Annotated in this window: 11 protein-coding genes; 1 reads left to right on the top strand and 10 read right to left on the bottom strand. The window is 66.6% G+C overall.

The genetic code is table 11. The features are described from left to right. Nucleotides 1-75 precede the first annotated feature (75 nt). The 10 genes from miaB to hslV all read right to left on the bottom strand — a co-directional run bounded on the left by miaB (nucleotide 76) and on the right by hslV (nucleotide 9556). Nucleotides 76-1446, bottom strand: coding sequence for a tRNA (N6-isopentenyl adenosine(37)-C2)-methylthiotransferase MiaB (gene miaB / locus AC1DE3_RS20275; protein ID WP_476852694.1), 1371 nt, complete (start codon nucleotides 1444-1446; stop codon nucleotides 76-78). 107 nt (nucleotides 1447-1553) lie between these two features. Next, on the bottom strand, nucleotides 1554-2354 hold the full coding sequence (locus AC1DE3_RS20280; protein ID WP_476780201.1) for a lysophospholipid acyltransferase family protein: 801 nt from the start codon (nucleotides 2352-2354) through the stop codon (nucleotides 1554-1556). A 79-nt stretch (nucleotides 2355-2433) separates the two neighbouring features. Beyond that, on the bottom strand, nucleotides 2434-2928 hold the full coding sequence (locus AC1DE3_RS20285; protein WP_441510078.1) for a GNAT family N-acetyltransferase: 495 nt from the start codon (nucleotides 2926-2928) through the stop codon (nucleotides 2434-2436). Nucleotides 2929-2981: 53 nt separating this feature from the next. Then, nucleotides 2982-3665 (bottom strand): tRNA (adenosine(37)-N6)-threonylcarbamoyltransferase complex dimerization subunit type 1 TsaB, encoded by a 684-nt coding sequence (gene tsaB / locus AC1DE3_RS20290; protein ID WP_476780202.1) that lies wholly within the window; start codon nucleotides 3663-3665, stop codon nucleotides 2982-2984. Nucleotides 3666-3719: 54 nt separating this feature from the next. Further along, the gene (locus AC1DE3_RS20295) at nucleotides 3720-4280 is read right to left on the bottom strand and encodes a NifU family protein (protein ID WP_476780203.1); all 561 of its coding nucleotides are present in this window, start codon (nucleotides 4278-4280) and stop codon (nucleotides 3720-3722) included. Nucleotides 4281-4375: 95 nt separating this feature from the next. Further along, a complete protein-coding gene (locus tag AC1DE3_RS20300; RefSeq protein WP_476852695.1) occupies nucleotides 4376-4870 on the bottom strand; it encodes a universal stress protein in 495 nt (164 codons plus the stop codon). Between the two features lie 89 nt (nucleotides 4871-4959). Beyond that, nucleotides 4960-6006 (bottom strand): tryptophan--tRNA ligase, encoded by a 1047-nt coding sequence (gene trpS / locus AC1DE3_RS20305; protein WP_441510082.1) that lies wholly within the window; start codon nucleotides 6004-6006, stop codon nucleotides 4960-4962. A 46-nt stretch (nucleotides 6007-6052) separates the two neighbouring features. Beyond that, a complete protein-coding gene (gene murJ / locus AC1DE3_RS20310) occupies nucleotides 6053-7624 on the bottom strand; it encodes a murein biosynthesis integral membrane protein MurJ (protein WP_476780204.1) in 1572 nt (523 codons plus the stop codon). Continuing rightward, nucleotides 7624-8934: an ATP-dependent protease ATPase subunit HslU gene (hslU, locus tag AC1DE3_RS20315; RefSeq protein ID WP_476780205.1), complete on the bottom strand. Its 1311-nt coding sequence runs from the start codon at nucleotides 8932-8934 to the stop codon at nucleotides 7624-7626. Before hslU ends, murJ begins: the two co-directional genes overlap by 1 nt. A 52-nt stretch (nucleotides 8935-8986) precedes the next feature. Next, nucleotides 8987-9556: an ATP-dependent protease subunit HslV gene (gene hslV / locus AC1DE3_RS20320; protein WP_282568291.1), complete on the bottom strand. Its 570-nt coding sequence runs from the start codon at nucleotides 9554-9556 to the stop codon at nucleotides 8987-8989. A gap of 369 nt (nucleotides 9557-9925) precedes the next feature. On the opposite strand from hslV, the gene AC1DE3_RS20325 reads away from it, so the two are divergent. Then, nucleotides 9926-11437 (top strand): methyl-accepting chemotaxis protein (locus AC1DE3_RS20325; protein WP_476852696.1); only part of this gene is annotated, 1512 nt, incomplete at its 3' end.

Genomic DNA, 11437 nt, shown 5'->3' on the forward strand with positions numbered 1-11437 from the left:
ATCCGAACGCAACAATCTCAGCCTGATGACAGGCCAGAGCCTTCCAGCAGGAGATGGGCACGAACCGCAGCGCGCTCAAGCGGCCATGTCCTTTCCATCCGTCCGCCCCGCCTCCGCCAGCCGGCCGAAGAGCGAATTGGAACCGGCCCGCTCGATCGTCACCTGGACGATGTCGCCGATCTGATTCGTCTCGCTCTCGATCTGCACAGCCTGCAGATAGGGTGACTTTCCGGCAAGCTGGCCGGGGTGGCGTCCGGCCCGCTCCAGCAGGACATCCACAGTCCGTCCGACCATCGCGGCGTTGAATGCCTGGCGGTGATGTTCGATCCGCTCCTGCAGCCGGTAGAGGCGCTCATCCATCACCGCGCGTGGAATCTGCGCGTCAAGCTCGGCCGCGGGCGTGCCCGGGCGCGACGAATACTTGAAGGAATAGCTCGAAGCGAAGCCGATCTCGTCGACGAGACGGATCGTATCCTCAAAATCGGCATCGGTTTCACCGGGGAAGCCGACGATGAAGTCCGACGAGAGCGCGATATCGGGACGCGCTTCGCGGATGTGCTCGATCAGACGGCGATACTCGTCGCCGGTATGCTTCCGGTTCATCGCGGCGAGGATGCGATCCGAGCCGGCCTGAACCGGCAGATGCAGGAAAGGCATCGCCTGCGGCAGGTCACGATGGGCGGCGATGAGATCGTCGTCCATGTCGCGCGGATGGCTCGTCGTGTAGCGGATGCGGACGATACCCGGCACATCGGCGACACGGCGCATCAACCGCGCCAAGCCCCAGACCGCCCCATCCGGCCCCTCGCCATGGTAGGCGTTGACGTTCTGGCCGATCAGGGTGACGTCGCGCACGCCGGCCTCGGCCAGACGTTCGACTTCGGCGAGAACCTGAGCGACAGGGCGCGAGAACTCGGCGCCGCGCGTGTAGGGAACGACGCAGAAGGCGCAGAACTTGTCGCAACCCTCCTGGACCGTGACGAAGGCGGAAACGCCGCGTGCGCGGATGATCTGCGGCTTCGGCGCCGGCAGGAAGCCGAACTTGTCCTCGATCGGCAGGTCGGTATCGACGACGCGCTTCCGCGCGGCCTCGGCCAGCAATTCCGGGAGGCGATGATAGGCCTGAGGCCCGACCACGAGATCGACGGCAGGCTGGCGATGCTGGATCTCGGCACCCTCGGCCTGGGCGACGCAGCCGGCGACGACGATCTTCGTCTCTTGCCCCCCGGCCAACTGGGCATTCTTGATGTCGCGCAGCTTGCCGAGCTCGGAGTAGACCTTCTGCACGGCCCGATCCCGGATATGGCAGGTGTTCAGCAGGATCAGATCCGCCCCCTCCGGCGTCGCCGTTTCCTCATAGCCCTGATGGCTCAGGATGTCGGCCATGCGCTGCCCGTCATAGACGTTCATCTGGCAGCCGAAGGACTTGATGTGGACTTTCTTCATCGCCGCGGATCGGGTCTCCAAAAGGTTTTCTTTACTGCGGATCGGGCGCCTTGGAAACGGCCCGGCTTCACTGACCTCGCAGCAGGCAAGCCGTGCGCCAACCCGTCTCAGATGGCCGGCCGGCCTGTGACGGCCTCGTTCCGCGCCGCGCGTACCGCATCCTCCGCCCGCCGCGTCGCCGCCTTGCGCGACATGGCGCGGCCCATCGCGATCGGTTCACCCCAGACCAGCTCGACATCGATCGCGCCGCATTCCAACACCAGCTTCAGATGCGGCCAGAGCTCGGTATCGCCGTACCAGGCCAGCGCGGCGCGCTCGAGGCGCCCTCCCGGCAGCCCCTGCCAGCCGGTATAGGTGATGGTCAGCGGATAGACCGTGACATCCGTCTCTGCGTCGCCCATGGCATGATGGACCGCGCCGAGCAGGGAGGAGCGGAAGGGCAGGATGCGCGTGCCGTCTCCGGTCGTGCCCTCGGCGAAGAGCACCACTTCCTCTCCGGCCGCGATGCGGGCGCCCATCGTGGCAGCGGTACCCGCGGTCGCGCCGCGTCGTTGCCGGTCGATATAGACCGTGCGCTGGAGGTTGGCGAGGAAGCCGACCACCGGCCATTTGCCGACCTCGCTCTTTGCAACGAAGGCCAGCTCGCGCTCGGCGCCGAGGACGCCGATATCGAGCCAGGAGACATGATTTGCGACGATCAGCGCCCCTGCGCCAGCCGGCGGCGGCAGCCCCCTGACGCGGCGGCGCACGCCCAGGCACCAGCAGGTCAGACGATGGAAATGCAACGGCAGGACACCCCGGTATTTCGGGGCGAACCGCATCACGCCGAGCTGGAACGGCACCAGCCCGAACGTGCCGCCGATCAGCAAGGCAAGGCGGACAAGCGCGCCGACGCGGAGGTCCTTCATGCGCGGACGGGCCCGCTGATCGTCAGGGAGACCATCTCGCTGCTCGAAGCGCCGTCAATGGCGCGATTGTTCCGCAGAGTCATGTGAGATCGAGGCGCATCGCGATTGCAGTGGCGCGGCTGCCATCGGGCTTGGGGTAGTATCCCTTGCGGCGCCCGACCTCGCGGAAGCCGAAATGCCGATAGAGCCGCTCCGCCGCGAGATTGCCTTCCTCGACTTCGAGAAAGACATGAGCGACGCCGTCCTCCGCGAGGCGGGCAAGATGAGCCGAGAGCAAGACCCGGCCGAGGCCTTCGCGCCGGCTGGCCGGGGCGACCACGATGCTGAGGATCTCAGCCTCGTCGGCGGCCTTGCGCGACATCACGAAGCCGGCCGGATCGTTGTTCTTGCCGAAGACACCGTCGGTGGCGACGCCGGCATCGGCGATCAGAGCGGCGCATTCGGCCGGCTGCCAGCCACGGGCGAAGCCGCCCTGATGATGCAGCATCGCGACCTGGCGGGCGTAGCCGGCATCGAGCCGCATCGTGCGCGCGGGCGCCGAATCAGGGTGCAGGAGCTTGCGCAGCCAATCCATCCCGCTTGTTCGCATGGATTGATGTTTCGGCAACCACCATTTGGAGGAGGCGTTCACCGGCGCGGCAGGCGGGCTTTGTCCTGCGGCGTCGTCTCGGGCGCCTTCAGGTAGAGCGGACGCGGCGGGGCGGTCTCCGGATCGGCGATTAGGCCGAGCCGCGCGACCCAGGCGATATCCGGTGCCTTCGTATCGTCGACGACCACGGCATCGAGGCCGATCGCCCAGGCCTCGTTGGCGACGGCCAGCGCCGAAGATCCGACGAGGCTGACGGGGCCGGCGCCGATGGCGCGTGCCGCATCGCGATAACTCACCTGCCGGAGCGAGACGAGCGGCTTGCCTTCCGAGGTCAGCGCCTGGAACCAGACCTGGCCGTGCTTGGCATCGAGCGCAGCCGCGATGACGCGACCGGACTCGCGGCCGATCAGCGGGGCGGCGCAGGCGACGACCGTGGTGACGCCGACGGCCGGGATCCCGGCCGCGAAAGCGATGGCGCGGGCCGCGCTGACCCCGACCCGCAAGCCGGTATAGCTGCCGGGACCGACCGTGACAGCGACGCGGCCCAGCGAGGAAAAGCCGCCGTCGACAGCTTTCATCACCCGCTCGACCAGCGGCATCAGCGCCTCCGCATGGCCGCGGTCCATGGCGAGCTGCTCCTGCGCCAGCGGCTCGGCTTCACCGGCTTCGAGGACACAGGCCGAGCAGGCCCCCAGCGCGGTGTCGATCGCGAGAATGCGCATCAGATCTTCATTCCGCGAAAGCCAGGCCCGTCACGCGCTCATCCCTTGGCCAGCTCAAACCGACTCGACTTCGCGCACTTCCGGCAGGAAATGGCGCAGCAGGTTCTGGATGCCGTGCTTCAGCGTCGCGGTCGAGGAGGGGCAGCCCGAGCAGGCGCCCTTCATGACGAGATAGACCGTGCCGTCGCGATAGCCGCGGAAAGTGATGTCGCCGCCGTCGCCGGCCACTGCCGGGCGGATGCGGGTCTCGAGCAGATCCTTGATCGTATCGACCGTCTCGGCATCTTCCGGAGCGAAGAACTCGCCTTCCTCCTCGATGTCGGCAGCGGAATTCTCGGCCAGCACCGGCGCGCCGGACATGAAGTGCTCCATGATCGCGCCGAGGATCGCCGGCTTCAGATGGGGCCACTCGCCTTCCGACTTGGTGACGGTGATGAAGTCCGAGCCGAGGAAGACGCCGGAAACGCCGGAAACGCCGAAGAGGCGCTGGGCCAGCGGCGATCGGGCGGCGTCATCGGCGTCGCGCAGGTCGAGCGTGCCGCTGCCCATGACGATACGGCCGGGCAGAAACTTCAAGGTCGCCGGATTTGGCGTCGATTCGGTCTGGATGAACATGAATACCTCCGGTACCGGCGGTTCAAGGTCGCCGTTCCTGGTCTCGATATAGGCGCGTCGCTGGAATCATTCCAGCGCGAAGGAAGGCGCCGGCCTCAAGCCAGAGCGTCGATTTCCTCGTCTTCCAGATGGCCCGGGACGATGGCGACGGGAATCGGGAAGCTGGCCGAGGATTTGCCGGCCAGCGCGCTGACCAGCGGGCCTGGGCCTTCACGTCCGGTGCCGGCGGCGAGCACCAGGAGCGAAATATCCTCGTCCTCCTCGATCAGCTTGACCAGCTCTCCGGCCTTGTCGCCGATACGCACGACGCGCTCGGGCTCGAGGCCGGCCAGCATCCGGACGGCGATGGCAGCCGCGTCGAGCCGCTTCTCGGCCTCAGCCTCGGCTTCCGCCCGCATCACGTCGCCGACGCCGAGCCAGGTCTCGTGCTCGGGCGGCGGTGCGACTGCGAGCAGCACGATCGCAGCGCCGAGACGGGCGCAGCGGCGCGCCGCAAAGCGAAGCGCCTTGGCGCACTCCTYGGTATCGTCGACCACCGCGAGAAATTTCGGCCGATGGCCCGTCTCGTAGGACCGCCGTTTCTTGACCATGAAACTGTCCTGCCGCCGCTTGAAGGGACGACCATGGTGGCCTGCGCCGGCCCTCCGGCGCAAGCCCGTCGCGCCCAAGGGGGTCCGTGTCAGCTGCGCACGAAGCCGACGATGTCCTTGACCTCGCGCATGATCGGCGCGGCGATGGCATCGGCCCTGGCCGCGCCTTCGCCGAGGATCGCGTCGATATGCTTCGGTTCAGCCAGCAGGCGGCGCATCTCCACGGCGATGGGCGCGAGCTTCTCGACCGCGAGATCGACCAGCGCCGCCTTGAAGCCCGAGAACTGGCCGCCGCCGAATTGCTGCAGCACATCGCCCTTCGCCATGCCCGACAAGCCGGCATAGATGCCGACGAGGTTCTCGGCCTCGGGGCGGCCCTCGAGTCCCTTCGCCTCGGAGGGCAACGCCTCCGGGTCGGTCTTGGCCTTGCGGATCTTCTGGGCGATGGCGTCGGCGTCGTCGGTCAGGTTGATGCGCGAATAGTCGGAGGCGTCAGATTTCGACATCTTCTTGGTGCCGTCGCGCAGGCTCATCACGCGCTGGGCCGGCCCCATGATCATGGGCTCAGGCAGCGGGAAGAAGCCGAGCTCGCCCGTGCCCAGACCCAGCTCGGCGATCTGCGGCGCGAAGTCGTTGTTGAACTTCTGGGCGATGTCGCGGGTGAGCTCCAGATGCTGCTTCTGGTCTTCGCCAACCGGCACATGCGTCGCCTTGTAGAGCAGGATGTCGGCCGCCATCAGGCTCGGATAGGCGTAGAGGCCGAGCGAGGCATTCTCGCGATCCTTGCCCGCCTTCTCCTTGAACTGGGTCATGCGGTTCATCCAGCCCAGCCGCGCGACGCAGTTGCAGATCCAGGCGAGCTCGGCATGGGCCGAGACCTGGCTCTGGTTGAAGATGATGCTCTTCTGCGGATCGATGCCGGCCGCGATATAGGCGGCCGTGACCTCGCGGATGGCGCGCTTCAGGTCGGCCGGATCCTGCCACATCGTGATCGCATGCATGTCGACGACGCAGAACACGCAATCATGGGTCTTCTGCATCGCGACCCAATTGGTCAGCGCGCCCAAATAATTGCCGAGATGCAGCGTCGAGGTCGGCTGCATGCCTGAGAAAACGCGCTGATGAAAACCCGACATGGGGCACTCCGTCGTCACGATGGAGGAGGGAAGCGGCGCTTCTGGCTCAAGCCCGCCGCTTGCGCAAGGGGAGAGCGCCGAAGGCGCCGAGCGCCCAACCCGCTGCACAATAGCTGGCGAGCCCCGCTAGGCAGAGCAGGCCGAGCGCGCCGATGCGGTGGAATGCCGGTTGTTCCGGCATCAGCGGCTCCGCCAAAAGCCGCAGCAGGAGGACCAGCACGACGAGCATGAGCGCGCTGGCGGCGAGGCTGGAAGCGATGGGCCGCAGATTGCCGAGACTCGGCCGCCAGATGCCGTCGCGCAGCAGGGCGATGCCGAGCATGAACGCCTGAACGACAAAGGCGAGCGTCGCCGCCAAGGCCGCCATCTGCGCGGCGTTGCGACCGCCGGGCAGCAGAAGCCCGGCGAGCAGCGCGACGAGCACCGCCAGGCCGCCCGAGATCAGTGGCAGCCGCGGCCGGCCGCGCGCGAAATAGACTTGGCCGAAGACCTTCGCCACGACGGCAAAAGGCAGGCCGCAGCCGAAGGCTGCCAGCGCTGCAGCCGTGCGCTCGCGATCGCCGACATCGAAGCGCCCGTACTCGAACAGCCCCGACACGATCGGCCCGGCGAGCGCGACGAGCGCGGTCGCCGCCGGCAAAGCGAGCGCGAGGCCGAGCGCCAGCGACTGTCCGAGCATGGCATCCGGGCCGCCGCGTGTCGCCGCCAGTGCCATGTCGGACAGCACGACCGTGCCCATCGCCACGCCGACGAAGCCGAGCGGAAGCTGGAAGACGCGGTCGGCATAGTAGAGCGCCGCCACTGCACCCGACTCGGAGGAGGCGATCTGCGTCGCGACGAGCAGCACAAGCTGGGCCGCGGAGGCCGCCAGCAGCGTCGCGCCGCCGGTGCGGATCAGCCGGGTCATTTCCGGCGACCAGCGCAGGCTCGGACGCGGCAGGCCGGGGCCGCGCAGGCTGGCCAGAATCATCGCCAGGTGAGCGAGCCCGGTCAGGCTGACGCAGAGCGCGAGCCAACGCGCCCCGGCTTCCGGCGCTGCACCCATCACATGCAGAACGAGCAGGACGCCGAGCAGGATCGCATTCATCAGCGCCGGCGCGAGGGCTGCGACGGCAAAGCGGCGCTCGGCGTTGAGCAGGGCCGCCAGCAGCGCCGCAAGCGTGGTCAGCAGCAGGAAAGGCAGCATCAGCCGCGTATAGGAGGCCGCCAAGGCGAGGGTTTCGGGCTCATCGGCGAAGCCACCGGCAAGGCCGAGCACGAGCCAGGGCGCAAAGAGCTCACCGAGCGTGACGAGCACCAGCAGCAGCAGGCCGAGTTGGCCAGCCGCCTCACCGGCGAAGCGCCGCGCAGCTTTCTCACCCTTGTCCGCCTTGACGGCCAGATAGAGCGGCACGAAGGGCGCGTTCAGCCCGCCCTCGCCGAGCACGCGCCGCACGAGATTGGGCAGGCGCAAAGCCGCGAGGAAGGCGTCGGCCGCCGGGCCGCCGCCGAGCAGGCGCGCGATCAGCACGTCACGCGCGAAACCGAGCAGGCGCGAGGCGACGGTGGCTGCCCCGACGACGGCAGAGTCACGGGCGAGGCGAGAGGCTTCCGGCGCGGACGCGGCCGGCTCTTCCATCAGAGGATGAACCGGCTCAGATCGGCGTTCTTGGCCAGATCTCCGATGCGGGCCTCGACATAGGCCGCATCGATGACGACGGTCTCGCCCGCGCGGTCCGGCGCGGTGAAGGAGATGTCGTCGAGGATGCGCTCGATGACGGTCTGGAGCCGGCGGGCGCCGATGTTCTCGACCGTGGAGTTCACGTCGACGGCGATGCGGGCGATGGCATCGATCGCGTCGGGCCTGAATTCGACCGCAACCTCCTCGGTCGCCATCAGCGCGACCGACTGCTTGATCAGGCTCGCCTCGGTCTCGGTGAGGATGCGTTTGAAATCCTCGATGTCGAGCGGGTAGAGCTCGACACGGATCGGCAGGCGGCCCTGCAGTTCCGGCAGAAGATCGGAGGGGCGGGAGACATGGAACGCTCCGGAGGCGATGAACAGGATATGGTCGCTCTTGACCGCGCCGTGCTTGGTCGCGACGGTCGTGCCCTCGATCAGCGGCAGCAGATCGCGCTGCACGCCTTCGCGCGAGACATCGGCGCCGCCCTTGCCTTCGCGGGAGCAGATCTTGTCGATCTCGTCGAGGAAGACGATGCCGTTGTTCTCGACCTCGCGGATCGCGGCCTGCACGATCGCTTCCTGGTCGATCAGCTTGTCGCTCTCCTCGGCGAGCAGCGGCTGGTATGCGTCCTTGACCAGCATGCGCTTCGGCTTGCCCTTCTGGCCGAAGGCCTTGCCGAACATGTCGGAGAGGTTGATTGCGCCGATCGAGGCGCCCGGCATGCCGGGAAGCTCGAACATCGGCGTGGCCGCACCGGAGCCTGCCGCCACCTCGACCTCGATCTCCTTGTCGTCGAGCTCGTTGTCGCGCAGCTTGCGGCGGAAGGAATCGCGCGTCGCCTGGCTGGAATTCGCGCCGACCAGCGCGTCGAGCACGCGTTCCTCGGCCGCGAGATGGGCCTTGGCCTGGACGTCCTTGCGGCGGCTCTCGCGCACCAGCGCGATAGCAATCTCGACAAGGTCACGCACGATCGATTCAACGTCGCGGCCAACATAGCCGACCTCGGTGAACTTGGTCGCCTCGACCTTGAGGAACGGTGCGTTGGCGAGCTTGGCGAGGCGGCGCGCGATCTCGGTCTTGCCGCAACCGGTCGGCCCGATCATCAGGATGTTCTTCGGCGAGACCTCCTCGCGCAGCGGCCCTTGGAGCTGCTGGCGGCGCCAGCGGTTGCGCAGCGCGATGGCGACGGCGCGCTTGGCATCCTTCTGGCCGACGATGAAACGGTCGAGCTCGGAGACGATCTCGCGGGGGGAAAAGCTGGTCATTACGATACGATATCCGGGTGAAATACCTTGGGAAGCGCCTTGGCTGCGGCGATCACGCCGCCTCCAGCGTCTCGATGACGAGGCTGTGGTTGGTGTAGACGCAGATGTCGCCGGCGATCTTCATCGCCTTGCGCACGATCGTCTCGGCATCGGGTTCGATATCGATCAGGGCGCGGGCTGCCGAAAGCGCGTAGTTGCCGCCCGAGCCGATCGCCATCACGGCCCCGTGCTCGCTCGCCTCCGGCTCCAGCACGTCGCCGGTGCCGGAGATCAGCAGCGAAACTTCCTTGTCGGCGACGAGCAGCATCGCCTCCAGCCGGCGCAGATAGCGATCTGTGCGCCAGTCCTTGGCGAGTTCGACACAGGCGCGCAGCAATTGCGTGGGATATTGCTCGAGCTTGCTCTCCAACCGCTCGAACAGGGTGAAGGCATCCGCAGTCGCCCCGGCAAAGCCGGCAATCACCTGCCCCTTGGCGAGACGGCGCACCTTCTTCGCATTGCCCTTCATGATCGTCTGGCCGAGCGAGACCTGGCCATCGCCACCGATGACGACACGGCCTCCCTTGCGGACCATCAGGATGGTGGTCGCGTGCATGACCGGGGCGTTGCTGGATTCGGACATCGGGATCAGGACCGGAAATTGGACTGTGGAAGATGCAACATGTTCAGGCGAGGCCGCTCTATCAAGGGGGGCGGCGCGCAGCATATCTCTAAAGTTGCAATTAATGAATAGATCCCTGATTGATTGCAAAGCGCTCGAGTAAACGATTTCAACCACCGAACGCCATCGAATAGTTTAAGTCTAAATCGTTTACTTGTGCTAATGCACTTGAGCTTCGCCAAAAGGAATATTCCTCATCTGGCTCGCCGAACGGGTTGAATCTTACGTCATCGATCCGGTCAGTTTTTAAGTAGTTTTTTATCGATCGGGGCGAATGGTCACAGGTGGAAACGAACTCCTCGTTCAGGAGGTCGCCTTGGGACCGTCGTCATGAAATCCATCCGCCTGAAGCTTCTCGCCATGCTCGCCATCGTCGCTGGCGGAGCCATTATTTCTGCGATCATCAGCATCTACGGTCTGCACAAGGCGGATGACCTCAATACGCGTTCCGAAATCCAGGGCAATGTCGCGCTGCTGACGCAGCGTATCAACGGCGTCGTCACGGCCGTGGTGATGGAGTCGCGCGGCATCTACATGGCCAAGACGCCGCAGGAAGCCGAGGCCTACGCCAAGGGAATCGACGATCGCATTCCAACTTTGCGCAATTTCGTCGCCGAGCTGCAGAAGGTCGCGCCGGCCGAAGAACGGGAGACGGTCGCGCAAATCGGCAAATCCGTCGCGGAATTCATCGGCTTCCGCACCGAAACCGCCCGGCTCGGGCGCCAGGTTTCGCCGGAAGCCGCCAATGCGCAGGGCAACAACGAAGCGAATCGTGCCAACCGGAAGGCTCTCAACGACCTGCTGATCAGCTTCAGCCAACGCATCGAGAAGGCCGGTATCCTCGTCGGCGAGGAGGCGACGGCCTTTACCCGTCAGGTTCAGTGGCTCTTGCCGCTCGTCCTGCTGGCGACCCTGCTCTTCTCTGTTGGCGTGGCGCTTGTCTTCGCACAGCGTTCGATCACCCGCCCGATCCTCGATCTCAGCGAGGTGATGGAAAAACTCACGGCCGGCGAAACCCGTATCGACGTGCCGCATGCCGACCGTCCGGACGAGATTGGCGCCATGGCGCGCGCAGTCTCGGTGCTGCGCGAGAGCACGGAACAGGTCGCGCTGCTGCAGGAACAGGAGCGTGCTGCCGCCGCCGCCCGGCTGGCACGGGCTCAATCGATGGAAGCGGTGGTGTCCGATGTCGGCGAGGTCGTCGCGGCGGCGGCGGCCGGCGATTTCTCGGCCCGGTTGCAGATCAGCGATGCCGACGAGCAGATGCAGCGGCTGGTAGCGGGCATCAACGAGATCAACCTCGTGGTTGATTCGGCGACGACGGAGTTCGCGCAGGTATTGTCGGCGATCGCTGGCGGGGATCTGACCAACCGGGTCGAGACCGCCTATCGCGGGCGCTTCGCCGATCTGAAGGGCGCGATCAACGAGACGGTCGACCGGCTCTCGGCCACGGTCGCGACGATCCAGACGACCTCGGCCGATGTCGGCCTGGCCGCCCGCGAGATCCATATGGGCTCCGACGACCTGTCCAAGCGCACCGAGGAGCAGGCCTCCTCGCTCGAGGAGACCGCCGCCACCACCGAGGAGCTCGCGGCTTCGGTCAAGGCCTCCGCCCAGGCCTCGAAGGACGCCGCCCGCATCGCCGACGGCGCCATGCAGGCCGCAGAGAACGGCGGCGCCATCGCCGGCCAGGCCGTCGAGGCCATGGCCCGCATCGAGAGCGCCTCGCAGAAGATCTCCGACATCATCCGCGTCATCGACGACATCGCCTTCCAGACCAACCTTTTGGCGCTCAACGCCGCGGTCGAGGCGGCCCGTGCCGGCGAGGCCGGCAAGGGCTTT

Source organism: Allobosea sp. 10L417 (assembly GCF_056395485.1).